Source organism: Bradyrhizobium sp. SZCCHNRI1009, from assembly GCF_032487575.1.
In the GTDB taxonomy this organism is placed as follows: Bacteria; Pseudomonadota; Alphaproteobacteria; order Rhizobiales; family Xanthobacteraceae; genus Bradyrhizobium.
Window position 1 is genome coordinate 73,825 of record NZ_JAUEUL010000013.1, and the last position, 23,261, is coordinate 97,085.

Below are 23,261 nucleotides of genomic sequence, written 5' to 3' on the forward strand. Positions count from 1 at the left end.
TGCAGTGTCCGCGCGTATCCTCGTCGTCGACGACGTCCCGGCCAACGTCAAGCTGTTGGAGGCGCGGCTGTCGGCCGAATATTTCGACGTGCTGACCGCCGCGAACGGCGCCGAGGCTCTGCAGATCTGCCAGCGCGCCGAATGCGACATCATCCTGCTCGACGTCATGATGCCGGACATGGACGGCTTCGAGGTCTGCCGCAGGCTGAAGTCGAATCCGGCCACGCATTTCATTCCGGTCGTCATGGTGACGGCGCTCGACAGCCCGTCCGACCGCGTGCGCGGCCTGGAGGCCGGTGCCGACGACTTCCTCACCAAGCCCGTCTCCGACGTCGTGCTGATCGCGCGCGTACGCTCGCTGACGCGGCTGAAGATGATGACCGACGAGCTGCGCATGCGCGCGCTGACCTCGCTCGAGATCGGCGTGCAGGCGCCCGAGCGCAACGCGGTCGCCGACGCCGGCAAGGGCGGGCGGGTGCTGCTGGTCGACGACCGGCCGTCGTCCTACGAGCGGCTCGGGCCGATGCTGGCGACCGAGCATTCCATCGACGTCGAGACCAATCCCGCCGAGGCCGTGTTCAACGCCGCCGAAGGCAATTACGACCTCGTCATCGTCTCGCTCGACCTCAACGATTTCGACGGCCTGCGGCTGTGCAGCCAGTTGCGCTCGCTGGAACGCACGCGCCACGTGCCGATCCTGGCGATTGCCGATGCGGAAAACAATTCGCGGCTGCTGCGCGGGCTGGAGATCGGCGTCAACGACTATCTGCTGCGCCCTGTCGACAAGAACGAGCTGCTGGCGCGCGCCCGCACCCAGATCCGCAAGCGCCGCTACACCGACCATCTGCGCGACAACGTCCAGAACTCGATCGAGATGGCGATCACCGACGCGCTGACGGGCCTTCACAACCGCCGCTACATGGAGACGCATCTTTCGACCTTGGCCGACCAGGCCGCGAGCCGCGGCAAGCCGCTGGCGCTGATGATGCTCGACATCGACTACTTCAAGTCGATCAACGACAATTACGGCCATGATGCCGGCGACGACGTGCTGCGCGAGTTCGCGATGCGGGTGCGCAAGTCGATCCGCGGCATCGATCTCGCCTGCCGCTATGGCGGCGAGGAGTTCGTGATCGTGATGCCCGAGACCGACCTCCACGTCGCCGGCATGGTCGCCGAGCGGCTGCGGCGCTCGGTCGCCAACGAGCCGTTCGCCGTGCACAAGGGCGAGAAGCGCATCGAGGTCACGGTCTCGATCGGGCTGTCGACCCTGGAGCAGAAGGGCGAGCCGATTGCCGACGTCATGAAGCGCGCCGACAATGCGCTGTACCGGGCCAAGAACGAGGGCCGCAACCGCGCGGTGGCGATCGCCCCGGTCCATCAGCCGACCTTCCTGCCGCAGGCCGCCGGCCGCGGCCGCTAGAGGGGCAGGGGGGCTGCGCTCTCTTCGTCCTCGGCTGAAGTTGCCGCGCATCTGTCCAACGCCCTCCATCTGCCATCGAGCGATTCCGGGCCTCGTGCTTCGAGACGCGCCGCAAGCGGCGCTCCTCAGCATGAGGTTGAGAGCTTCGCCAAGATCTCTCCAGCATCCCTCCGAGATCACGCCAAAACCACGAACCTCGTCCTGAGGGCACGCCGCAGGCGTGCGTCTCGAAGGACGGCCGCGGGGCTGATGCATCCTCGCGAGGAAGACGTGCTCCATCGCGTCGGAATGCTGCGTTCACGTGTGCTTTCCGTTCAGACATGACCAATCGTCCTCGCGGCGCATCCGCGCCCGAGCTTTGCCATTCAAAACCCTCTTCGAGAACAGAGGGCGCAGGGAAGGCCGGGTGCTGGTCGCACCCATGGTCCGCGTGCAGAAAGAAAGCACGCGGCAGAACCACAGGTACGAGCCGGACATCCGGCCCTCCCTGCGCGATGGCTCTACGGCTTACTCCGTGCTCTTGTGTGTTCGAAACCTGCCAGAATGTGCGAACGGGCGGTTCTGACCAACCGCCCGTCGCTGGATCTGAGCCCGATCGTGCTCAAAGGCCCTAGAGCCTGTCGGGGAGCGTGGGACAGGTCCGGTGTCTTCCTTCAACCCGAACAGTTGCACGGGCTTCGAGCCCGCACCTTGCAAGGAAGGGAGCTGGATGATGGCACAGAATGATCTCGTTGTCGCGGGTGTCGATGTCGCCAAGGATAAGGTCGATGCTTGTACCCGAGCGCCCGGGTCCAAGCAGATGTTTGAAAGGACGAAGGAAGGCCAGCGCGACTTCGTGGCGTGGCTGCGCCGGCACGGCGTCACCAAGGTCGTGATGGAGGCCAGCGGCGGCTACGAGCGGGAGTGGGCCAAACTGGTGCGAGCCGCCAAGATCGACGTTCGTATCGTCGATCCAAAGCGGGTGCGGAGCTTCGCTCAATCGGCCGGGCGCCTGGCCAAGAACGACAGTATCGATGCGGACACGATCGCCTGGTTCGCCGAGACCTTCAACGAAGCTGCGGTGCAAGCCTACGATGCCGCCCGAGAGAAGCTTCAGCAGATGGTCAATGTGCGCCAAGCGACGAAAGATATGCTGGTCAGACTGAAGAACCAGGGCGAGCATAAATTGCCTGTAGAAGTACAGCGTCTGCATACGCGCATCGTCAAGGCGATCAGCGCCGAGCTGGCCGAGCTCGAGGCAGAGATCTCCGCCCTGATCGAAAGCACGCCGCATTTTGCGGAGCTCGCCGAGATCATCGAAAGCGTTCCGGGCATCGGCCGCACGACGTGTGCTACGCTGATAGCAACCATGCCGGAGCTCGGCCAGACCAGCGACAAAGCCGTCGCGGCGCTGCTGGGTGTTGCGCCGTACGATGATGACAGTGGCCGGCGTCGCGGGGATCGGCACGTCAAGGGCGGACGCCGCAGAACTCGCAACACATTCTACATGGCCTGCGTGGGCGCCGCGACGCGGTGCAATCCAGTCCTGAAGGCCTTCTACGAGCGCCTGCTCGCCCAAGGTAAGTTGAAGAAGGTCGCGCTGACCGCCTGCATGCGCAAGCTGATCTGCATTCTCAACGTCATGGTCAAACGCCGCCAAAAGTGGAATCCGGCGCTCCACGTTGTGAACGGGTCGAGCGCCTCATAGCCGCTCGGGCTCCGCCCGAGCGCACGCCAAGCCAACAGACCGGCGAGCGGACGGGGTCAAGGCCGTCAGCCGCCGAAGGCGGTGGCGCGCCTTCGCGCCAGCCTTGAGGCCGGCCGATCACCGGTCTACAAAAAAGACAGTTGCTCCCCGGGGACCGGCGTTCTTGCCCCCGTCACCGGCGCGCTTCGTCGCAGCGCCCGCTTGGCCTCAGCGTCGGGAGGCCAGGACCACACGGCTTCACCGTGCGCATCAGGATGTTCGTCCGCGCGGCCAAGCCACGCTGCACCCCGACACGCCCACCGCAACCCACCTCACGCTCGTGACGATCGCGATGCGCCCCTCATGGCGAGGTGGGATGTCATGCGAATAGCATGATTTCTGGAAAAGAGAAAGCGTAAATTGCGCTCCGAACAGCCGATGAGAGTGATGTGGTTGAAAGCGTTCGAGAAGTTCGTCTTTTGGCGCAGGATTATGTCGGCGCGCTCGGATGGGGAGATCGCTTCCTCGTCGCGATGCATTGGGAAGGACGCCCGAAAATAAGGTGACGCTGATCGGACCTGCGAACGTCGGGCGTCTCATGCTAGTTTGGTTGTGGCGTTGCTCGCTCGTTGGGGGAAAGGCATGAAGCCGCTTCGCATGGGTGTCATGACCGGCGTGCTGATGTTGTGCGGGGTCTTGGTCCTCGAAGCGCTCGGTGTGAAGACCGATCTTTTGGTTCTCGTGGTCTTGGGAGGCGTTTCGGGCTCGCTTGCTGACGTCTTGGAACGCTTCATCGTCGCTCGCGGTTCGTAGGCGGACCGTCGCTAGATGCTGGGGCCCGCCACGGCCTTCAGTCTTCCGACAGACGTAGTGGTCCATGCGGCTTTGTCCCCAGACGGCACCCAGCATCTTCGGCACAATGGGGTCTTGTCGGGCCAATTGCTCGATGCGTTCGATGAAGTCAGCGCCTTGCCAGCACAACAGATCTTCAATCGGTCGTACCGCGATCAGGGCGAGCATGCGGTCGGTTTGATCGAGAGCCCACAACTCATGAACGATCGGCCAAGCGGCTTCGGGCTGATCGCGGACGAGGTCATCCGGCTCTCGCCATGCCGCAAACAGATGGCGAGCCTCCAACTCGCGTCGCGGTCGCCGATGATAGTCGATCCACGCCCGTGCAAGACCATTGCCATCCTGCCCGGTCATGGTTCGTCTCTCCTAACTCAGTGGCTCCCGGCAAGTTTGTCGCGCGGATCGGCGCGGGCGTGATCCGTCATTCTTTGTTACGACCGCATAACGGATGATGCTCGCGCCCATCCGCCCTAGGTGCGCGTGCTGCCCATTTACAACAACTCGCCTCCAGGATGCGTGACGCCGACATATCGCTTGATGTTGTGCGGGCAGCGTGGTATCTAAGTGCCATGAACAAACTCGTGCGCATCATGAACTTCGACCACATGACCCGCTTCGGCCGGGCCGTGGAAGGAGTCGCGCGCTAGGAGTTTGACGACGCGATGTTCTCACCAGGCCCCGCCGGCATCGGACGGGGCCTTTTGTTTGGCCACGCTCCCTGCCGGCACAACAGCAGGAGCGCAGGATGCCACCCCACCAGACCAATTCGATCATCGACGCCGGGCACGTGTCAGGGCTCAACGTCGATCTCTCGATCGCCTCAGTCAAAGACGCGATCAGCAGCGTGCAGCCATCGACGCCACCCGAAGCGTCCATCGCGGCGCTGCAAGAGGTGTTGTCGGAAAAGGACGCGGCCGGCCCGCCGGCCAGACCGACCTGGCTGGTCATCCGCCTGATCGGCCGATGCTGGCGCGCCATTCAAGAACGGCAACGCCGCGAGAGCGCGCGAGCAAGCCTCTACGAGCTGAGCGAACGCGAGCTCACCGACATCGGCATCACGCGCGCCGAGATCGAGCACATCGCCGCGCTGCAGACGCTCGACAGCCTGCGGGACAACCCACGATATCTCATCGCGCGCCGGGGAATGTAGCCGGTCGTTGAAAGTGGCGACGCAGGGACAACCGACCAATAGCGCGAGATAGCCGCCGCGACGTCATTGCGAGCGTCAGCGAAGCAATCCAGGGTCCCGCAAACGGCTCTGGATTGCTTCGCTGCGCTCGCAATGACGGAGGTGAGATGGCGCCTCTGTCTGGACACCAGTCTGCCGGAGACGTCGTGTGCTCGGGGCTCGGCATAACACAGCCTCGCATGGGTGCTCATCCGCGAGCGCAGGAACTACATGTCTTGATCTGGCGCAGTCTCCGTGGTAGATGAAAACCATGATCAACGTCGTGCGCAACTCCAACCGCAAACATACGACCCGCCGCAGTCGGGCCGTGGGAGGAGTCGTGCGCTAGGTTTTCGACGACACGATCATTCCACCAGGCCCCGCCGGCATCGGACGGGGCCTTTTGTTTGGCCACGCTCCCTGCCGGCACCACGCAGCAGGAGCATCCGATGCCACCCCAGAGCCACCTCACTGCCGAGATCGCGCGCAATGCCGCCACGCGCGATCGTCCTCTCACATTGCTGAAGAACGCGGCGCACCAGGTGCCAGCCGCGCCGCGTCCAGACGCATCCGTCACGGTGCTGCGCGACGCATTGTCGGAAAAGAATGCGGCGGGGCCGCCAGGCCTCACGGCTCCGGGACTGTTCGGCCTGTTCGCAGGCTATTGGCTGGCGTTCCAGGAGAGCCGCCGGCGCCGGATGATGAGACTGCATCTGCGGGACCTGAGCGAGGCGCAACTGGTGGATATTGGCCTGACGCAAGGCGATCTCGACCATATCGCGGCTCACCGCGCGCTCGATCGCCTCAGGCACGACATGGCAAATGTCATGATGTCCCGCGGCGTGATGTAGCTGCGGACCGGCCAGCGCGAACGGATCTCTCGGCAGGGCGGATCAGCGTGTGATCTGCCCTGGCGATGCCGTGCGCGCGTTCTGTTGCAATGACGGAGGATGGTGCGCGTGGGCGGCTGGCGATGCTCACGCTCGGCCGCCTTTCGCGCTATCATCGTCGGCGACGTTGATGGGATGGAACGACGAATGACACGACACATCGGCATCGTCGGCTGCTCCGCCGAGGGCGCGGCGCTCTGCTATCGCACGATCTGCAGGGAGGGTGCCGACCTGCTCGGGCCGCATGCCCATCCCGAGGTGTCGATGCACACGCCGTCGCTCGCCGACTACGTGGCCTGCCTCGATCGCGGCGATCTCGATGGCGTCGCCGAGCTGATGCTGACCTCGGCGCACAAGCTCGCTGCGGCTGGCGCGGATTTCCTGATCTGTCCCGACAACACCATCCACCAGGCGTTGCCGCTCGTGCTGCCATGCTCACCGCTGCCGTGGCTGCACATCGCCGACGAGGTGGCCAAGGAGGCGGTCAGGAGAGGCTACAGGCGTATCGGCATCACCGGCACGACATGGCTCGTCGACAGCAATGTCTATCCGGACAGCCTGATGGCACACGGATTGGCGTTCGCGCGTCCGAAAGAGGCAGATCGCGTCGAAGCCAACCGCATCATCATGGATGAGCTCGTCTACGGGCGGTTCGAGCCGCCCTCCGTCGCGACCTTTCAGAAGATCATCGCACGGTTGAAAGGTGATGGCTGCGACGCCGTCGCGCTCGGCTGCACCGAGATTCCGCTGATCATCGACGATGCCAACTCGCCTCTGCCGACGTTGGATTCGACGCGTCTGCTCGCGCGTGCTGCGCTGGCGCGGGCGATGTCCGGCGCCGGCTGAGAATTGCGGCAAGGCGCTGATCGTTCACAGCGGGATGTGCAGGCCGCATTGGCTGCGACGCTCGCCATCCGGTCTTCGGACGCACAGTTCCGTCGGAACCCCCTTGGGCGGGAAACGTTTGTTTCAGCCCAAGAAGGAGCGCCCAATGAAGAAGCTGATGTTTGCGGTTGCCGTGTCGCTGTCCGTTCTGCCGTCATTCGCCATGGCCCAGGGCCACATGGGGACGCCGCAGGAGCAGAAGGCGTGCGCGCCGGATGCCAAGCGCTTCTGTCGCAGTCAGCTCGGCGATGACTTCGCAGTCCAGAACTGTCTGACGCAGAACCGGACCAAGCTGAGCAAGCGCTGCTCGGCGGTGTTCCAGAGCCACGGGATGTAGCACGCCCGGTGCGTCGGCCCGGTTCAGTGCAACGTCGTCCGCCGTTCCTGCGACGCGGAGGAATGGCGGGTGATGCTCACGCTGACGCGCCCGGCGCGTCGGCTGAACCGGGCTACGCCGCGCGCACCTTGCGCAGGAATGTCTCCAGCTCGTCCTTGAGGTGATCACTCTCGCGCGACAGCGAATGCGCCGACGCCAGCACCTGGGATGACGCGGTGCCGGTGGCGCTGGCGCCCTTGCTGACGTCGCCGATGTTGCCGACGACGCGCGCAGTGCCGCCGGCGACCTCCTGCACGTTGCGCGAGATCTGCCCTGTGGCGGCGCCCTGCTGCTCGACGGCCGCGGCGATGCCGGCGGCGATCTCCGAGATCTGCTGGATGGTGCCGCCGATCTGCTTGATCGAGGCGACCGAGGACTGCGTCGCGCTCTGGATGCCTTCGATCTGCTGGCCGATCTCCTCGGTGGCTTTCGCGGTCTGCGACGCCAGCGCCTTGACCTCGGAGGCGACCACCGCGAAGCCGCGGCCGGCGTCGCCGGCGCGCGCCGCCTCGATGGTGGCGTTCAGCGCCAGCAGGTTGGTCTGGGCGGCGATCGAGGTGATCAGCTTGAGCACGTCGCCGATGCGCTCGGCGGTGCGCGACAGCTCGCTGATGCCGACATCGGTCTGCTCGATCTGGCGAACGGCCTCCTTGGCGATGGTGGTCGATTCCCTGACCTGCCGCCCGATCTCATGCACCGAGGAGGTCATCTCCTCGGCGGCCGAGGCGACCGACTGCACGTTGGTCGAGACCTGGCCCGAGGCCGAGGCCGCGCTGGCCGACAAATGCTGGGTCTGCTCGGCGGTCTTGGTCAGCGTGTTGGCCGAGACCTCGAGCGTGCGCGCGTCGGCATGGACCTTGTTGATGATCTGGCCGACGGTGGATTCGAACTCGTCGGCCATGCGCTGCATGGCGGCGTGCTGCTCGGTCTTGGCCGCATCGAGATAGACCGAGATGGCGAGATCCATGTCGATCATCGCCGCCTTGGTGATCGCAGCCTGCAGCGCGGCCTTCTTCTCGCGCGCCGCCTGGCCGCCGAACCAGCCGTCCGCGATCTCCGTCTCGATCGCCTTCTGCAGCCCGGTCACGATCAGCGAATAGCCGGCGATGTACCAGCGCGGCTCCAGCCCCATCCGGTTGTGGGCCTCGCCGATCCGGGTCACCGATTTCACATAGGCATCGTCGAACTTCGCGGTCGCCAGCGACATCCAGTGATCGTGCTGGGCCTGCTTGGCGTGCCGCATCGTGGCCGGGCTGGAGAACATCTTGGCGAGATGCGGGACCTTGCCGACATGGGCATAGAACTGGTCCAGCAGGCCGGGCAGCACCTTGCCGATCAGCGGCCGCAGCTCCCGCAGCGCCTCCCGGGTCGCATGGTCGATGCCGATGAAATCGAGCCGGGATTGCAAAGTCTGAAGATCGGTCATCGCTGGTCTGCCGGTAAGATAAGGAGGGAGACGCTACTGAGGGTGCGCCGCTACCCCAAATCGCACGGGTTTGGTTGATGGCTCCTTAAGTCGGGAACCGGATTCAGCCGCGGCCCATGGACCGATCAGATGGGAGATGGCCCGTGCCGCAGGAGTGGAGGCATCGGCCCAATAAAAAACGGGGCCGAAACGGCCCCCTTGAAGTCGCAGCAGACCGCGATCTTACTTGATCTTGGCTTCGCGGAATTCGACGTGCTTGCGCGCGACCGGGTCGTACTTCTTCTTGACCATCTTGTCGGTCATGGTGCGCGAGTTCTTCTTGGCGACGTAATAGAAGCCGGTGTCGGCCGACGACACGAGCTTGACCTTGATGGTGACCGCCTTGGCCATGTCTTGAACCTCTGGAATCGGGGATAGGGTGGGCACCGGCCAAAGAGGGGGCGCCGTTGGCCGGCAACCTACCCAGCCAGCCCCCAAAGTCAAGGTTTGAGGGCCAGATTCTGGGGTCCCTAGGCCGCGAAGAAGCGGTTTTTCGGGCGGGGCAGGCCGAGATTGTCCCGCAAGGTCGGCCCCTCATACTCCGTCCGGAAGATCCCGCGGCGCTGCAGCTCGGGAATCACCTTGTCGACGAAATCGTCGAGCCCCGCTGGCAGATACGGGAACATGATGTTGAAACCATCCGACCCACGGCTTTCCAGCCAGTCCTGCATCTGGTCGGCGATCGTCTTGGCGGTGCCGACGAAGGACAGCCCGCCGTAGCCGCCGACCCGCTGCGCCAGTTGCCGCACCGTGAGCTTGTCGCGCGCGGCGACATCGACCAGGCGCTGGCGGCCGCTCTTGGAGGCGTTGGTCTCGGGAATCGGCGGCAGCGGGCCATCGGGATCGAAGCCGGAGGCGTCGGTGCCGAGGATGACCGAGAGCGAGGCGATGGCGCTGTCGTCATGCACCTTGCTGTCGAGCAAAGCGCGCTTCTCCTTGGCCTCGTCGACGCTGTCGCCGACCACGACGAAGGCACCGGGCAGGATCTTCAGATGCTCCGGATCGCGGCCGACCTTTTCCATGCGGCCCTTGATGTCGGCATAGAGTGTCTTTCCATCGGCGAGGCTGCCGCCGCCGGTGAACACGGCCTCGGCCGTCTCCGCCGCGAGCTGCTTGCCGTCCTCCGAGGCGCCGGCCTGCACGATCACCGGCCAGCCCTGCACCGGGCGGGCGATGTTGAGCGGTCCGCGGACTTTCAGATATTTGCCCTTGTGATCGAGCACATGCATCTTCGCAGGGTCGAAGAACAGCCCGCTCTCGACATCGCGCACGAAGGCATCGTCGGCGAAGGAATCCCACAGGCCGGTGACGACGTCGTAGAACTCGCGGGCGCGCTTGTAGCGCTCGGCGTGCTCCATGTGATCGTCGAGGCCGAAATTCAGCGCGGCATCCGGGTTCGACGTGGTGACGATATTCCAGCCGGCGCGCCCGCCGGAAATGTGGTCGAGCGAAGCAAAGCGGCGGGCGACGTGATAGGGCTCGTCGAAGGTGGTCGATCCCGTCGCGATCAGGCCGATGTTCTCGGTGACCGCCGATAGCGCCGACAACAGGGTGAACGGCTCGAACGACGTCACGGTGTGGCTGCGCTTCAGCGCGTTGATCGGCATGTTCAGCACGGCGAGATGATCGGCCATGAAGAAGGCATCGAACTTGCCGGCCTCGAGCTTGCGGATCAGTTGCTTGAGATGCGCGAAGTTGAAATTCGCGTCCGGCCAGGCGCCGGGATAGCGCCACGCGCCGGTGTGGATGGAGACCGGGCGCATGAAGGCGCCGAGCTTGAGTTGACGAGGGGCCATGTGGGGGCGTCCGGGATGATTGCTCTCGTCAGCAGATAGGAACTCGGCTGATGCGTGTCAGCCACCCGCCGCAGAACACGATTTCGTTTTTGGTGGCGGAGGTAGCACGCACATTCCAAGGTGAGCCACGCCGTCGATCAAACCAACAGTGTCGTCCCGGCGAACGCCGGGATCCATACTCCGTGAAGGGCATGGGAGGCACAGTCTCCGCCATCGGGGCCGATCGAGAGATTCCGCGGTATGGGCCGCGTTCGCCGGGACGACACCTTTGTCCGCTCGCTGCGACCAGCACCCGTAGCACGGGTGGACGGCGCCGGCGCCTTTCACATCCGTCGCGAGGGAGTATTCGAAATGTCAGGACGGCTCAATATCACCTCAGGCTATACGTTCGAGGACGTCTACGGCTATGCACGCGCCGTCCGCGTCGGCAACCACGTCTTCGTCTCCGGGACGACCGCGCGCGGTTCTGATCTGGATTGTGATGTCTTCGCTCAGGCGCAAAGCGTGATCGGCATCATTGCCGAAGCCGTGCAGACGACGGGAGCGGAGCTCCGTCACGTGGTGCGGACGGTCGTGTACGTGACTAACATGGCGGACATCGACGCCGTTGCCCGCGCGCATGGCGAAGCGTTCGGCGCGGTTCGGCCGGCCAGCACGCTGGTGATGGTCGCGGGTCTCACGCCCGCGAACGCCCGGGTCGAAATCGAGGCGACCGCAATCATCCACGATGGATGATCGAATACGCGGCGTTCACGCGCCCAGCACGTCCTTCTGCATCTTGCCGCCATAGAAATGGAAGAACGGCACGTCAGCGTCGTGGCGCAGCGGCCCGGTGGCGAGGCGGCGGTCGAGCTCGTGGAGCACGTTCTTGGTCATCGGATGCAGATCGGCGAGCGGTCTGGAGCCAAGCTCGACCCAGACCAGCTCGACCAGCTCGGCATCGGCATGGATCACGCCCTCGACACGATGGGTGATGGCGGAGGCATCGGCGGTGAAGAAGCGGGTGTCGAAGCGCTTGATGCGGCCGGGCGGGGTGATGGCGCGGGCGATCAGGAACAGGCCGGACGGATCGGGCAGCAGGCCGGCGTCGGCGAACGGCGCCCATGGCCCGTCCAGTTTCGGCGCGGGGCCGCCGACCTTGCGTCCGAGACAGAGACCGGTTTCCTCACAGGCCTCGCGGATCGCGGCGACGGCGAGCGACTTCGCGCGCGAGGCCGTCGTCTGCGGCTTGCCCTTGAACAGATTGGCTTCGAGCTCCGCCGGCATCGGCGCTGCCACGGGAATGCGATGATCGGTCTTGTCGACGCGGCCGCCGGGGAAGACGAACTTGCCCGGCATGAACACGACCTTGTCGTGGCGCTTGCCGACCAGCACCTTCGGCACCGCGCCGCTGCGGTCGACCAGGATCAGCGTCGCAGCATCGCGTGGCTTGGTGTAGGGATGATGGTCCGCTTCCTTCTCGGCGGGCTTGCCCTTCGGCGCGCTGGTCGCCTGTGCCGTATCGCTCATGTCCTCCCCGCTTTTTCTTCTTTGTTGATCGTTTGGTCGCTCACACCGGTGGAATGCCTTCCACGGGATTGTCGTCGAAGCCGTGCATGCGGAATGCCCATTGCAGCCCGACGACGGCGCCCTTGACCGGCTGAATCAAAGCGAGCGAGGCGACCAAGGTCACCGGCAGATAGATCGCGAGCTGCAGCGCCACCGGCGGCGCGTAGTTGGTCTCGATCGAGAGTACCAGCGGCACGATGATGTGGCCGACGATGACGATCACGAGATAGGCGGGAAGATCGTCGGCGCGATGCCCGGAGAAATCCTGGCCGCAGCGGTCGCAATTGTCCGCGACCTTCAGGAAGGCGCGGAACAGCTTGCCCTCGCCGCAGCGCGGGCAGCGGCCGCGCAGGCCGCGCTTCATCGCGGTCCAGACGTCGCGCTTCTCGACGGCGCCGGCGTCACGCGTCCAGGTCTGCGGGGGCAATGTGCGGGGCGTTGAGGTCATGGCGTCCACGATCTGCCTTTCTTCGATGTGCCGGGCTTGCGTTTTGCCCCTGCCGCTGGGCTTTTCTTGCGGCTTTTTTCTTTGTGCTTCGGCCGAGCCTCGGATTTGGCCCGCTTGGTCGCCTTGGCGTTCTTCCCGACGTTATTCTTTCGCCGGGGTCCTGCGCCGCGCGGATGCCGCGACACCAGCACATCCGCCTGGGTCAGCAGCTCGAAGCGCAGCGCACCGGCCACCGGCTGAGCTTCTACCAGACGGACGTCGACGACGTCACCCAGCCGGTGCATGGCACCGCTGCGCTGGCCGATCAGCGCATGTCGCGTCTCGTCATAGTCGAAATATTCCGTGCCGAGGGTGCGGATCGGAACCAGGCCGTCGGCGCCGGTATCATCGAGCTTGACGAACAGGCCGGCGCGGGTGACGCCGGAAATGCGGCCCTGGAAGGTGGCGCCGACGCGGTCCGCCAAATGATGCGCGATCAGGCGGTCGGCGGTCTCGCGCTCGGCCTTCATCGCGCGCCGCTCGGTCACCGAGATCTGCGCCGCGACCTCGGCGAGGTGATCCGGCGTCTCGCTGTCGGGCAGGGCGCCGTCGCCGAGGCCCAGCGCGCGCAGCAAGCCGCGGTGCACGACGAGGTCGGCGTAGCGGCGGATCGGCGAGGTGAAATGCGCGTAGCGGCGCAGGTTCAGGCCGAAATGCCCGTAATTGTCGGTCGAATATTCCGCCTGCGCCTGCGAGCGCAGCACGACCTCATTGACGAGATGCTCGTAGTCCTGGCCGGCGACCAGGGTCAGCACGCGGTTGAACAGCGACGGCCGGAGCGCGCCTGATTTGGCGAAGGGCACGTCGAGCGTCTTCAGGAACTCCTGCAGCGCATGGATCTTCTCCACCGTCGGCTCGTCGTGCACGCGGTAGATCAAAGGAAGCGCCTTCTTCTCCAGCAATTCGGCGGCGGCCACGTTGGCCGAGATCATGAACTCCTCGATCAGCCTGTGAGCATCGAGGCGCTCCGGCACGACGACGCGGTCGACGGTGCCGTCCTTCTTCAGCAGGATCTTGCGCTCGGGAATGTCGAGGTCAAGCGGATCGCGCGCGTCGCGGCCGCGCTTGGCGACCTCATAGGCCGCGTAGAGCGGCTTGAGGATCGGCTCGAGCAGGGGGCCGGTGACGTCGTCGGGCTTGCCGTCGATGGCGGCCTGCGCCTGCGCGTAGGACAGTTTGGCGGCCGAGCGCATCAGCACGCGATGAAACGAGTGCGAGCGCTTGCGGCCGTCCGCGCCTAACACCATGCGCACGGCGAGCGCGCCGCGCGCTTCGCCCGGCACCAGCGAGCACAGATTGTTGGAGATGCGCTCGGGCAGCATCGGCACGACGCGGTCGGGGAAATACACCGAGTTGCCGCGGATCAGTGCGTCGCGGTCGAGCGCCGAGCCCGGCCGCACATAGTAGGCGACGTCGGCGATCGCGACATGGAGAATGAAGCCGCCGGCATTGTTCGGATCGGGATCCGGCTCGGCATGAACGGCGTCGTCGTGATCCTTGGCATCGGGCGGATCGATCGTGACCAGCGGCAGCTCGCGCCAGTCCTCACGCCCCTTCAAGCTCGCGGGCTGCGCGGCTTCGGCCTCTGCCACGGCCGCCGCGGAGAAATCCATCGGGATTTCGTGGGCATGGATCGCGATCAGGCTGATTGCCTTCTCGGTCGCGACCGAACCGTAGCGCTCCTTCACACGTCCGGAGGGCAGGCCGTAGCCGCGGCCGCGCAGCAGGTCGACGCTGATGAGATCACCGTCCTTGGCGTCCTTGGTGTCGGCGGGGGCGATGGAGAGCTCGCGTCCCGCCTGCTTCTTGTCGACCGGAATGAGGCGGCCGCCGCCGCCGGGATTAGCCCGGAAGATGCCGAGCACGCGCGGCCGCGCCTGATCGAGCACCTTGAGGACGCGGCCGCGATAGGACACGCCCGCCTCATCCTTGATCGGCTCGACGCGGAGCAGCGCGCGGTCACCGACGCCGGCCGCCGAGCCGGGCCCGGCATGGCGCGGGGTGTGGATGCGGATGCGCGGCGGCTCGGATTGCTCGGCCTCGTCCCACTCGGCGGGCTTGGCGATCAGCTCGCCGTCGCTGTCGCGCCCGGTGATGTCGACAACCAGCGTGGCCGGCAAGGTGGCGGTCTCGACGACGGTCTTGCGGCCGCTCTTCTTCACGGTGCCGTCGGCGACGAGCTCGCGTAGCAACTGCTTGAGGGCCGCGCGATCAGCGTTCTTCAGGCCGAACTCGCGGGCGATATCCTTGGTGCCAACCTTGCCCGGATTGGCGCGGATGTAGGCGACGATGGCCTCCCGCGGAGGGAAGCCGATGTCGCGCTTCTTGCTCATTTTCTCATCCGCGGGCCTTGCCAGCGCTCTTCTTGGGCGTCGCCTTGGTCGCGGGCTTCGCCGAGGTCTTGGCGGCCTTGGCGACCGGCGCACGCGCCTTGCTGGTGGAGTCTGATTTCGGTTTGGCGGCCGCCTTCTTCGCCACGGCCTTCTTCGCCGGCTTCGGCGTGTCGTCGTCGCCGCCGGTCTTCGGCTTGGCCCTGCTGGCCGCCGCTTTGCTGGCAGACTTGGCCGGCTTCGCCGCCTTGCCCTTGGCCTTCGCCTTGCCGCCACCCTTGGCGGCGCGCTCGTCGAGCAGCGCGATCGCCTCGGCCAGGGTGATCGTGTCCTTCTCCTTGTCGCCGGGAATGGTGGCGTTGACGCCGCCGGCGGTGACATAGGCGCCGTAGCGGCCGGCCTTGACGGCGACGGCGCCGAGCGAGGGATGCTCGCCGAGCGCCTTGCCGGGATCGGCGCCGAAGCGCTTGCTTGGTCCCTTGGCGATCTTCTCGGCGATCAGGGTGACGGCGCGGTTGAGGCCGATGTCGAACACCTCGTCGCCGGCCTCCAGGCTCGCATAGGTCTTGTCGTGCTTCACGAACGGCCCGAAGCGGCCGAGATTGGCGATGATCGGCAGACCCGTCTCGGGATGGATGCCGACCTCACGCGGCAGCGACAGCAGCCTCAGCGCGTGGTCGAGCTCGAGACTCGCAGGCGAGGTGCCCTTCGGGATGCCGGCGCGCTTCGGCTTCTCGCCCTCGGCGTAATCCTTCTGCTCGCCGAGCTGGATGTAGGGGCCGAAGCGGCCGGCCTTGACGACGACGTCGAGCCCGGTGTCCGGATCCTGGCCGAGCACGCGATCGGCGGTCGCCTCGCTGTCGGCGGCGAGCGGGCGGGTGTAGCGGCATTCCGGATAGTTCGAGCAGCCGACGAAGGCACCGAACTTGCCGGCCTTGAGGTTGAGCCGTCCGGTGCCGCAGGTCGGGCACTGCCGGACGTCGCCGCCATCGTCGCGCGGCGGATAGATGTGCGGCCCCAGCATCTCGTCGAGCGCGTCGAGCACCTGCGCGACGCGCAGGTCCTTGATGTCGTCGACGGCGCCGATGAACCCGGTCCAGAAATCCTTCAGCACCTGCTGCCAGGCGATCTCGTTGTTGGAGATGCGGTCGAGCTGCTCCTCGAGATCGGCCGTGAAATCGTACTCGACGTAGCGGCGGAAGAAGTTCTCCAGGAACGCGATGACGACGCGGCCCTTGTCTTCGCCGTGCAGCCGCTTCTTCTCGAGCTTCACGTAGCCGCGGTCCTTCAGCACCTGCAGGATCGAGGCATAGGTCGAGGGACGGCCGATGCCGAGCTCCTCCATGCGCTTGACCAGCGAGGCCTCGGAGAAGCGCGGCGGCGGCTCGGTGAAATGCTGGGTGACCGCGAGATTCTGCCGCTTGAGCTGTTCGTTCGGGCTCATCTGCGGCAGGCGGCGGCTGTCCTCGTCCTCCTCGTCGTCGCGGCCCTCCTGATAGAGCGCGAGGAAGCCGTCGAACTTGATGACCTGGCCGGTGGCGCGCAGCTCCAGGGTGCGCGCGCCCGCCTTGGCGATGATGTCGACGGTGGTGCGCTCAAGCTCGGCCGATTCCATCTGGCTCGCGATGGTGCGAGTCCAGATCAGCTCATAGAGCTTGGCCTGATCGTCATCGAGCCGCTTGCGCAGCTCGGCCGGCTTGCGCGACAGGTCGGTCGGACGGATCGCTTCGTGCGCTTCCTGGGCGTTCTTGGCCTTGGCCTGGTACTGGCGCGGGCTATCCGGGACGTATTTGTTGCCGTAGATCTCGCCGATCACCTTGCGCACCTGGGTGATCGCCTCCGGCGCGATCTGCACGCCGTCGGTTCGCATATAGGTAATGAGGCCGGTGGTCTCGCCGCCGATGTCGATGCCTTCGTAAAGACGCTGCGCGATGCGCATCGTGTGCGCCGGCGCGAAGCCGAGCTTGCGGCTCGCCTCCTGCTGCAGCGTCGAGGTGGTGAAGGGCGCCTGCGGATTGCGCCGCGCCGGCTTGGCATCGACGGTCGCGACCGTGTAGCTCGCCGCGTTGAGCGCGTTCTTGAAATCCTCGGCCTCCGCGCCGGTGCCGATGTCGAGCCGCTGGATCTTCTTGCCGTCGGCGCCGACGAGGCGCGCCTCGAAGATGTCGCCGCGCGGCGTCGCCAAGGTTGCGATCAGCGACCAATATTCACGCGGGACGAACTTCTCGATCTCCAGTTCGCGATCGCAGACGAGACGCAGCGCGACCGACTGCACGCGTCCGGCCGAGCGGGCGCCCGGCAGCTTGCGCCACAGCACGGGAGAGAGAGTGAAGCCCACGAGGTAATCGAGTGCGCGGCGCGCCATGTAGGCGTCGACAAGCGCACCGTCGATCTGGCGCGGATGCTTCATCGCCTCCGAGACGGCCTGCTTGGTGATGGCGTTGAAGACGACGCGTTCGATCTTCTGATCCTTGAGCGCACGCTTCTCCTTCAGCACCTCCAGCACATGCCAGGAAATCGCTTCGCCCTCGCGATCAGGGTCGGTGGCGAGAATCAGCCGGTCAGCACCCTTCAGCGATTTGGCGATGTCGTTGAGTCGGCCGGCCGCCTTGGGATCGACCTCCCAGATCATGCGGAAATTCTCGTCCGGATCGACGGAGCCGTTCTTGGCCGGAAGGTCGCGAACATGACCGAAAGAGGCCAGAACCTCGTAGGAGGAGCCCAGATATTTATTGATCGTCTTGGCCTTCGCAGGCGACTCCACGATGACGATATTCATGTATTTCCAATGGCTTAGTGGAAGGATTGAAGCTGGCTTCGCGGGATTCGCGCCTGCCTCGTTGACCCGAACATGGGTGGTGAGGGGGTTCCTGTCAAATCGAGGGATGTTGAAAGGCGATTGCGTTGGATCGGCGAAGTACCTATCAGGTTGTACGGAGCACGATGAGATACGCGCTCTTTTGAGGTTGTTTTTCGTCAAATTCCTTATGCTGGGTGACAGTTGTTGGCCAAGGCAGCGGACAAAAGCGACCCGGACGTCGAGGCGATGGTGGAGGATCCCGACGCCGCGGCGGCGCTGATCGCCGAGGTGACGGCCAGCCTGTCGCATCTGGCGCAGCGTCATCGCCTCGACATGCTGGACTATCTCTTGCGCATGGCGAACCTTGAAGCCGAGGAGCATCTCAGGCTGCGCAGCCGCCGCAGGCTGTGCTGACGGCCAGTCGTGCTCACCGCGGGGCCAGAGCGGTTTCCTCCGGCGCCAGCGTCCGGCCGTCTTCCGCAGTGAGCAGCAGCTTGCGAACCGGCCTGCGGTTCGCCCGGTCGACGAGCGCGGTGGCGATCTGGTCGGGGTGCTCGTCGAACTCCTCGCTCCACTGCCGCAGTGCGACCAGGATCGGAAACAGGCCGCGGCCCTTCGGCGTCAGCACGTAGTCGCGATAGGAGCTGCCATCCGAGGCCGGCTCGGTGGTCAGGATGCCGCGATCAACCAACGCCCGCAGCCGCGCCGCAAGGATGTTCTTGGCCATGCCGAGGCTGCGTTGAAACGCGCTGAAGCGGCGCACGCCGAGAAACGCGTCGCGGATGATCAGCAACGACCACCAGTCGCCGATCGCATCCAGCGACCGTGCGATCGGGCAGGCGTCGCCTTCCAGACTGGTGCGCTTGACCATCACATGATCCTTGTCCTGTCACCCAGGGGCGGCTGATGCCCGGGGCGCTCGAGCCCGCTCACGCACTTGTGTGGTTGCATTATAAAACCAGTCAGCCTATGTTGTCCATCGGTTTAATCATGCAACCATATGGAGACGGATGTGAGGCTTGCGAACAAGACGGCACTGATTACCGGCGGCAGTAGCGGCATCGGGCTTGCGACCGCCCGCCGTTTCGTCGCCGAAGGCGCCAGGATCGCGATCACCGGGCGCGATGCCGGGCGGCTGGAGGCTGCGGCGCGCGAGCTCGGGCCGAACGCCCTGGCTGTAGTGGCCGATGCCACCGACATCGCCGCGACCGAGGCCGCGGCTGCCACCGCCGCAGAACGCTTCGGCAAGCTCGACATCCTGTTCGCCAATGCCGGCATCCCCGGCTCGACGCCGGCCGGGGCAACCAAGCTCGAGGTGTTCGAGCAGGTGATCCGCACCAATCTGACGGGCGTGTTCTTCACCGTGCAGGCGGCGCTGCCACATCTCAAGGACGGCGCCTCGGTCATCCTCAATGGCTCGGTGATCTCCGTGCTCGGGAATCCCGGCTATTCGGCCTACGCCGCGAGCAAGGCCGGGGTGCGCGCGATGGCGCGGGTGCTGGCGTCGGAGCTGTCGCCGCGCGGCATCCGTGTCAACGTGGTCGCGCCGGGCGCGATCCGGACGCCGATCTGGGGCGCCGCGGTAGCGACGCCGGATGCCGAAAAGATGTTCGAGGCAAGGATCGCGGCGACCACCCCGCTCGGTCATATCGGCGAGCCTGACCATATCGCCGGCACCGTGCTGTTCCTGGCCTCGGACGACGCCACGCATGTCCAAGGCCAGGAGCTGTTCGTCGATGGCGGCGCCACGAGCTCGCCGGCCGGTGCGCCGATCTATCGGGGTTGACCGGCCGGGTCGGTGGGCGGTTTGAGACCTGCCCCGGGGTTGAAAGCGGTGGCTGCCGGCGGCAGCCACCGAGGGACTCAAGCGGCGAGACCGCCGGCCGTTTGAATCGCCTTGGCCAGAGCCTGCTCGCGATGCTCCGGGCCGATCTGGACACCGTCGGCCGCAACGAATTCGAGATCCGTGACGCCGATGAAGCTGAAGACACTGCGCAAATAGGTCTCCAGGTGTTCGAATGCCGCCATCGGCGTGTCCGCGCCGTAATGGCCGCCACGCGAGAGCGCCACGATAATGCGCTTGCCACCGGCCAAACCCTGCGGGCCGTTTGGGCCATAGCTGAAGGTCTTACCCTTGACTGCGATGCGGTCGATCCATGCCTTGAGCTGGCTCGGGATGGAGAAGTTGTACATCGGAGCGCCGATCACGACGATATCGGCAGCCAGGAACTCTTCCAGAACGGCCTGTCCGGCAGCGACATCAGCTTCCACCGCGGGATCCTCGACGGGCGCTCCGTAAGCGACGGCGACATGCGTTCCTGACAGATGCGACAGCGGCTCGGCTGCGACATCTCGGTAAATCACCTCCAGCCCCGGCATGATCTGGCGGAAACGGCCGACGATCGCGGCGGATACCTGACGGCTGACGGAGTTCGCGCCGAGCACGCTGGAGTCGATGTGGAGGAGTTGGGTCATAGGTCAGTCACCTCAGTATTGGTTTGTAACTGGCGCACTATGAGTGACTGTGCTGTAACCTCACAAGAACGCACATTCTTGAAACCCGAGCACAGCCGTGACACTTGCGAACAGCGATGATCCCGATCTCCCGACGCAGCCAAGTCATGATGATTGCCGGGGCGCGGCCTCGATCCTGGCGCGTGTCGGCGACAAATGGAGCGTGTTCGTCATCATGATGCTTCAGGACGGCCCGAAGCGCTTCAACGAGCTGAAGCGGCTCGTTGGCGGGATTTCCCAGCGGATGCTGACCTTGACCCTGCGCGGCCTCGAGCGCGACGGGCTGGTGACGCGGACGGTGTTTCCGACCATCCCGCCGCGGGTCGATTATGAGCTGACCGATCTCGGCCGCGGCCTGTCGCAGCCGGTGCAGGCGCTTGGGCAGTGGGCCATCCAGCACCAGGAGCAGATCGAGCAGGCGCGCACGTGCTTCGACGCGCGCAGGGATGCGAACTGAGAGTCAGATCAGCGACACCATCCCGCCGCCGTGGCGCTCCAGGCGGCCCGCCAGCTCGAGCTCAAGCAGCACCATGCGCAGCACGGCGGGTGACAGGCCGCTGATCCGGATCAGGTCGTCGATCGACACCGGGGTCGGGCCGAGCAGGGCTGTGATCTGCGCGCGATCGTGGCTCTCGGGATCGGGCGCGAACAACTCCTCGTCCGGCTCGCACAGCGACAAGGGCAGCGGCCGCTCCATGATCGGGCCGACGGCCTGGATGATGTCGGCGGCTTCGGTGACCAGCGTGGCGCCCTGCTTGATGAGATCGTTGGTGCCCGCGCAGCGCGGATCGAGTGGCGAGCCCGGGACGGCGAAGACCTCGCGGCCCTGTTCGCCGGCCATGCGCGCCGTGATCAGCGAGCCCGAGCGATGCGCGGCCTCGACGACGACGACGCCGAGCGAGGCACCTGAGATCAGCCGGTTGCGGCGGGGAAAGTCGCGGGCGCGCGGCTCGTGTCCGAGCGGCATCTCGGAGATCGCGGCGCCGCTGCCACTGATGATGGCGCCGAGCAGATCGACATGCTCCGGCGGATAGATCCGGTCGTGGCCGCCGGCGAGCACTGCGACCGTGCCGCTGCCGAGGCTCGCGCGATGGGCGGCCTGATCGATGCCGCGGGCGAGGCCCGAGATGATGACGAAGCCGGCCCGGCCGAGCTCATGGGCGATCTGGCCGGCGAATTTGAGCCCGGCGGCGGAGGCGTTGCGCGAGCCGACGATGGCGATCATCGGGCGCATCAGCGTCTCGCGGGCGCCGCGCACCGCGAGCAGCGGAGGCGCATCCTCGCAGGTGGCGAGGCGGGGCGGATAGCCGTCCTCGGCCGGTGCCCGCAGGTCGACGCCCTGCCGCTTGCAGGCATCGAGTTCGGCCTCGGCTTCGCCGACCGTACAGATCCGGGATGCTCCGGCCGCGCCGCCGCGGCGTGCCAGGTCGGGCAGCCGGTCGAGCGCGGCGCGCGCGGTGCCGAAATGGTCGAGCAATGAGCGGAAGGTGCGCGGGCCGACATTGTCGGAACGGATCAGCCGCAGCCGGTCGCGCCGCTCGGTGTCGCTCAGCTCGATCGTCGTGTTGATGGCGTCCACGCAAAGCCCCCCCAAACCCGGAGGCTAGAATGGAGCAACCCGAAGACGCAGGGAAGAGGGCGCGCTACGCCGGCGCGACGTCGCGCACATTCTCGGACGCGGACACCGGCGACGCCAGCGCGGGCTGCTCGTCGGGGATGGCCGGCGTGGTGCCGGCCGGGGCTTCGCGCAGCCAGCGTTCCGCGGCGTCGCGTCCGCGCTGGTAGAGCAGCTCGATGAAGCCGCTGCCGAGGTCGGTCGCATCGCGCTGAGCCAGGGCCTCGATCTCGTCCTCGGCGGCAAGCCGATGAACGCGCGGCGGATGCAGGCCGTCGCTGCGCGCCCATTCGAGTGCCGCGAGCTCGGCGTTCAGGACCGCATTGCCGGCGATCTGGTCGAGGCGGCGATCGATCGCGGCCGAGGTCATCGGCACATAGGCGTCGCGCGCGGGCGTGACCTGAACGACCAGCAGGTCGGCGGCGCTGGACTCATGCGCGATCTGGATCAGCGGCGGATTGGTGACGTAGCCGCCGTCCCAATACGCCTCGCCCTCGATGTCGACCGCGGTGTGCAGTTGCGCGGGACAGGTGGAGGCGAGCAGAGCATCCGGCGTGATGCCGGCATTGCGGAAGATCTGCGGCAGGCCGTCACGGACCCGGGTCGCCGCAACCAGCAGGCGGGGCGCGGCCGGGCCCTGCACGGCGTCGAAGTCGATCGTCTCGCGGAGGATGTCGCGGAGCGGGTCGAGATCGAGCGGGTCGGCGCGTCCGCCGCGCAGCCCCGCGCCGAACGACACCGAGCTGCTCGCCGGCGAGTACGCGCCGATCATCAGCAGCGATCGGAACGACGCCTCCTCCATCAGCCGGGTCCAGAACAAAGCGAGCCGGTTGCGCGCTTCATCACGGCCGCCCTTGGCGAGCCCGCTCGCGAGCAGCGCGGCGTTGACCGCGCCGGCGCTGGCGCCGCTGATGGTGTCGAAATCGCAGCCGGGTTCCTCGAGCAGGCGATCCAGCACGCCCCAGGTGAAGGCCGAGAACGTTCCGCCGCCCTGCAGGGCCAGCGACAGCTTGCGCGGCGGCCACGTCCGGGGCGGTGGCGGCAGCGTGACCGTTGCGATCGTCTCCGCAAGCGTTCGCTCGGGCGTCTCCGCGGCTTTGGGCTCGCTGATTGCGGCCGCGCACGTGGTTGCCATGATCATCTCGGCAGCGGCCGGCGCGACATCGGCTCGTTCCGGCGCAGGGCTGGGCTCGGATGTTTCGGCGGGGAGCGCGACATCCGACGTGACCGGCGCGACTGTCTCGGGCGTCTGCGCCGGTTCTGCAGCGGCCGTGATGCCGGTCGACCAGATCTCAGCGGCCGACAGCAGCAGGCTGGCGTTCGATCGGGCCGGGGCCGCCTTCTGCTGCGCCGGAACCTGATCAGTACGGTCATCGTGCGTGGCCGACGAACCGTTGGAATTGGTCTTGCGTAACCACATGCTGGAATCATGACAGGCAATCATGA

General features: G+C 66.1%; 22 protein-coding genes. 10 read left to right on the plus strand and 12 right to left on the minus strand.

Annotation, left to right across the window (positions count from 1 at the left end; all coding sequences use genetic code 11):
* The first annotated feature begins 4 nt into the window (after positions 1 to 4).
* Together QX010_RS21995 and QX010_RS22000 are read left to right on the plus strand one after the other, a co-directional pair.
* Positions 5 to 1,423 carry a PleD family two-component system response regulator gene (locus QX010_RS21995; protein ID WP_316181848.1) on the plus strand — a complete coding sequence of 473 codons (1,419 nt, stop codon included), beginning with the start codon at positions 5 to 7 and terminating at the stop codon, positions 1,421 to 1,423.
* Between the two features lie 712 nt (positions 1,424 to 2,135).
* A complete protein-coding gene (locus QX010_RS22000; RefSeq protein ID WP_316179866.1) occupies positions 2,136 to 3,110 on the plus strand; it encodes an IS110 family transposase in 975 nt (324 codons plus the stop codon).
* 249 nt (positions 3,111 to 3,359) lie between these two features.
* Here QX010_RS22000 and QX010_RS22005 read toward each other — a convergent pair whose 3' ends face one another.
* Entirely contained in the window at positions 3,360 to 4,295 is a 936-nt protein-coding gene (locus tag QX010_RS22005) for a DUF6869 domain-containing protein (protein ID WP_316181849.1), read from the minus strand.
* Positions 4,296 to 4,686: 391 nt separating this feature from the next.
* On the opposite strand from QX010_RS22005, the gene QX010_RS22010 reads away from it, so the two are divergent.
* From QX010_RS22010 to QX010_RS22025, 4 genes are all read left to right on the plus strand, one after another.
* Entirely contained in the window at positions 4,687 to 5,091 is a 405-nt protein-coding gene (locus QX010_RS22010) for a DUF1127 domain-containing protein (protein WP_315804110.1), read from the plus strand.
* A 467-nt stretch (positions 5,092 to 5,558) separates the two neighbouring features.
* The gene (locus QX010_RS22015) at positions 5,559 to 5,960 is read left to right on the plus strand and encodes a DUF1127 domain-containing protein (RefSeq protein WP_315804109.1); all 402 of its coding nucleotides are present in this window, start codon (positions 5,559 to 5,561) and stop codon (positions 5,958 to 5,960) included.
* 186 nt (positions 5,961 to 6,146) lie between these two features.
* Positions 6,147 to 6,845 (plus strand): aspartate/glutamate racemase family protein, encoded by a 699-nt coding sequence (locus QX010_RS22020; RefSeq protein WP_315804108.1) that lies wholly within the window; start codon positions 6,147 to 6,149, stop codon positions 6,843 to 6,845.
* A gap of 145 nt (positions 6,846 to 6,990) precedes the next feature.
* Positions 6,991 to 7,221 carry a hypothetical protein gene (locus QX010_RS22025; protein WP_315804107.1) on the plus strand — a complete coding sequence of 77 codons (231 nt, stop codon included), beginning with the start codon at positions 6,991 to 6,993 and terminating at the stop codon, positions 7,219 to 7,221.
* A gap of 112 nt (positions 7,222 to 7,333) precedes the next feature.
* Here the strand turns inward: QX010_RS22025 and QX010_RS22030 are convergent, their stop codons facing one another.
* The 3 genes from QX010_RS22030 to QX010_RS22040 all read right to left on the minus strand — a co-directional run bounded on the left by QX010_RS22030 (position 7,334) and on the right by QX010_RS22040 (position 10,521).
* Positions 7,334 to 8,686: a globin-coupled sensor protein gene (locus QX010_RS22030; protein WP_315804106.1), complete on the minus strand. Its 1,353-nt coding sequence runs from the start codon at positions 8,684 to 8,686 to the stop codon at positions 7,334 to 7,336.
* 222 nt (positions 8,687 to 8,908) lie between these two features.
* Positions 8,909 to 9,076, minus strand: a complete 168-nt coding sequence (rpmG, locus tag QX010_RS22035; RefSeq protein WP_006611239.1) for a 50S ribosomal protein L33 — start codon at positions 9,074 to 9,076, stop codon at positions 8,909 to 8,911.
* A gap of 119 nt (positions 9,077 to 9,195) precedes the next feature.
* Positions 9,196 to 10,521, minus strand: coding sequence for an LLM class flavin-dependent oxidoreductase (locus QX010_RS22040; RefSeq protein ID WP_316181851.1), 1,326 nt, complete (start codon positions 10,519 to 10,521; stop codon positions 9,196 to 9,198).
* A gap of 351 nt (positions 10,522 to 10,872) precedes the next feature.
* On the opposite strand from QX010_RS22040, the gene QX010_RS22045 reads away from it, so the two are divergent.
* On the plus strand, positions 10,873 to 11,256 hold the full coding sequence (locus QX010_RS22045; protein WP_316181853.1) for a Rid family hydrolase: 384 nt from the start codon (positions 10,873 to 10,875) through the stop codon (positions 11,254 to 11,256).
* A 15-nt stretch (positions 11,257 to 11,271) separates the two neighbouring features.
* Here the strand turns inward: QX010_RS22045 and QX010_RS22050 are convergent, their stop codons facing one another.
* Genes QX010_RS22050 through topA form a run of 4 tightly spaced genes read right to left on the minus strand, consistent with a single transcriptional unit; the run spans position 11,272 to position 17,665 of the window.
* Positions 11,272 to 12,030 carry an NUDIX domain-containing protein gene (locus QX010_RS22050; RefSeq protein WP_316181855.1) on the minus strand — a complete coding sequence of 253 codons (759 nt, stop codon included), beginning with the start codon at positions 12,028 to 12,030 and terminating at the stop codon, positions 11,272 to 11,274.
* A gap of 40 nt (positions 12,031 to 12,070) precedes the next feature.
* Complete coding sequence (locus tag QX010_RS22055; RefSeq protein ID WP_316181857.1) at positions 12,071 to 12,517, minus strand: DUF983 domain-containing protein; 447 nt, start codon at positions 12,515 to 12,517, stop codon at positions 12,071 to 12,073.
* Positions 12,514 to 14,889 carry a ribonuclease R gene (gene rnr / locus QX010_RS22060; RefSeq protein ID WP_316181859.1) on the minus strand — a complete coding sequence of 792 codons (2,376 nt, stop codon included), beginning with the start codon at positions 14,887 to 14,889 and terminating at the stop codon, positions 12,514 to 12,516. The genes QX010_RS22055 and rnr overlap by 4 nt, the downstream gene beginning before the upstream one ends.
* Positions 14,890 to 14,893: 4 nt before the next feature.
* The gene (gene topA, locus QX010_RS22065; protein ID WP_316181861.1) at positions 14,894 to 17,665 is read right to left on the minus strand and encodes a type I DNA topoisomerase; all 2,772 of its coding nucleotides are present in this window, start codon (positions 17,663 to 17,665) and stop codon (positions 14,894 to 14,896) included.
* 225 nt (positions 17,666 to 17,890) lie between these two features.
* Here topA and QX010_RS22070 point away from each other — a divergent pair, with 225 nt between their 5' ends.
* Positions 17,891 to 18,100, plus strand: coding sequence for a hypothetical protein (locus QX010_RS22070; RefSeq protein ID WP_315712655.1), 210 nt, complete (start codon positions 17,891 to 17,893; stop codon positions 18,098 to 18,100).
* 13 nt (positions 18,101 to 18,113) lie between these two features.
* Here the strand turns inward: QX010_RS22070 and QX010_RS22075 are convergent, their stop codons facing one another.
* A complete protein-coding gene (locus tag QX010_RS22075) occupies positions 18,114 to 18,557 on the minus strand; it encodes a helix-turn-helix domain-containing protein (RefSeq protein ID WP_316181862.1) in 444 nt (147 codons plus the stop codon).
* A 141-nt stretch (positions 18,558 to 18,698) separates the two neighbouring features.
* Here QX010_RS22075 and QX010_RS22080 point away from each other — a divergent pair, with 141 nt between their 5' ends.
* A complete protein-coding gene (locus QX010_RS22080; protein WP_316181864.1) occupies positions 18,699 to 19,472 on the plus strand; it encodes a glucose 1-dehydrogenase in 774 nt (257 codons plus the stop codon).
* A gap of 77 nt (positions 19,473 to 19,549) precedes the next feature.
* Here QX010_RS22080 and QX010_RS22085 read toward each other — a convergent pair whose 3' ends face one another.
* Positions 19,550 to 20,161 carry an FMN-dependent NADH-azoreductase gene (locus tag QX010_RS22085; RefSeq protein WP_316181865.1) on the minus strand — a complete coding sequence of 204 codons (612 nt, stop codon included), beginning with the start codon at positions 20,159 to 20,161 and terminating at the stop codon, positions 19,550 to 19,552.
* 97 nt (positions 20,162 to 20,258) lie between these two features.
* Here QX010_RS22085 and QX010_RS22090 point away from each other — a divergent pair, with 97 nt between their 5' ends.
* The gene (locus QX010_RS22090; RefSeq protein WP_316181867.1) at positions 20,259 to 20,657 is read left to right on the plus strand and encodes a helix-turn-helix domain-containing protein; all 399 of its coding nucleotides are present in this window, start codon (positions 20,259 to 20,261) and stop codon (positions 20,655 to 20,657) included.
* Between the two features lie 3 nt (positions 20,658 to 20,660).
* Here the strand turns inward: QX010_RS22090 and dprA are convergent, their stop codons facing one another.
* Both dprA and QX010_RS22100 read right to left on the minus strand, forming a co-directional pair.
* Positions 20,661 to 21,779 carry a DNA-processing protein DprA gene (gene dprA, locus QX010_RS22095; RefSeq protein WP_316181868.1) on the minus strand — a complete coding sequence of 373 codons (1,119 nt, stop codon included), beginning with the start codon at positions 21,777 to 21,779 and terminating at the stop codon, positions 20,661 to 20,663.
* Between the two features lie 64 nt (positions 21,780 to 21,843).
* The gene (locus tag QX010_RS22100) at positions 21,844 to 23,235 is read right to left on the minus strand and encodes a patatin-like phospholipase family protein (RefSeq protein ID WP_316181870.1); all 1,392 of its coding nucleotides are present in this window, start codon (positions 23,233 to 23,235) and stop codon (positions 21,844 to 21,846) included.
* Between the last annotated feature and the right edge of the window lie 26 nt (positions 23,236 to 23,261).

Bases quoted from the DNA above. Each gene is read 5' to 3' on its own strand.
- QX010_RS22000 (WP_316179866.1), top strand. From the start codon at position 2,136: ATGGCACAGAATGATCTCGTTGTCGCGGGTGTCGATGTCGCCAAGGAT.
- QX010_RS22005 (WP_316181849.1), bottom strand. From the start codon at position 4,295: ATGACCGGGCAGGATGGCAATGGTCTTGCACGGGCGTGGATCGACTAT.
- QX010_RS22010 (WP_315804110.1), top strand. From the start codon at position 4,687: ATGCCACCCCACCAGACCAATTCGATCATCGACGCCGGGCACGTGTCA.
- QX010_RS22015 (WP_315804109.1), top strand. From the start codon at position 5,559: ATGCCACCCCAGAGCCACCTCACTGCCGAGATCGCGCGCAATGCCGCC.
- QX010_RS22020 (WP_315804108.1), top strand. From the start codon at position 6,147: ATGACACGACACATCGGCATCGTCGGCTGCTCCGCCGAGGGCGCGGCG.
- QX010_RS22025 (WP_315804107.1), top strand. From the start codon at position 6,991: ATGAAGAAGCTGATGTTTGCGGTTGCCGTGTCGCTGTCCGTTCTGCCG.
- QX010_RS22030 (WP_315804106.1), bottom strand. From the start codon at position 8,686: ATGACCGATCTTCAGACTTTGCAATCCCGGCTCGATTTCATCGGCATC.
- rpmG (WP_006611239.1), bottom strand. From the start codon at position 9,076: ATGGCCAAGGCGGTCACCATCAAGGTCAAGCTCGTGTCGTCGGCCGAC.
- QX010_RS22040 (WP_316181851.1), bottom strand. From the start codon at position 10,521: ATGGCCCCTCGTCAACTCAAGCTCGGCGCCTTCATGCGCCCGGTCTCC.
- QX010_RS22045 (WP_316181853.1), top strand. From the start codon at position 10,873: ATGTCAGGACGGCTCAATATCACCTCAGGCTATACGTTCGAGGACGTC.
- QX010_RS22050 (WP_316181855.1), bottom strand. From the start codon at position 12,030: ATGAGCGATACGGCACAGGCGACCAGCGCGCCGAAGGGCAAGCCCGCC.
- QX010_RS22055 (WP_316181857.1), bottom strand. From the start codon at position 12,517: ATGACCTCAACGCCCCGCACATTGCCCCCGCAGACCTGGACGCGTGAC.
- rnr (WP_316181859.1), bottom strand. From the start codon at position 14,889: ATGAGCAAGAAGCGCGACATCGGCTTCCCTCCGCGGGAGGCCATCGTC.
- topA (WP_316181861.1), bottom strand. From the start codon at position 17,665: ATGAATATCGTCATCGTGGAGTCGCCTGCGAAGGCCAAGACGATCAAT.
- QX010_RS22075 (WP_316181862.1), bottom strand. From the start codon at position 18,557: ATGGTCAAGCGCACCAGTCTGGAAGGCGACGCCTGCCCGATCGCACGG.
- QX010_RS22085 (WP_316181865.1), bottom strand. From the start codon at position 20,161: ATGACCCAACTCCTCCACATCGACTCCAGCGTGCTCGGCGCGAACTCC.
- QX010_RS22100 (WP_316181870.1), bottom strand. From the start codon at position 23,235: ATGTGGTTACGCAAGACCAATTCCAACGGTTCGTCGGCCACGCACGAT.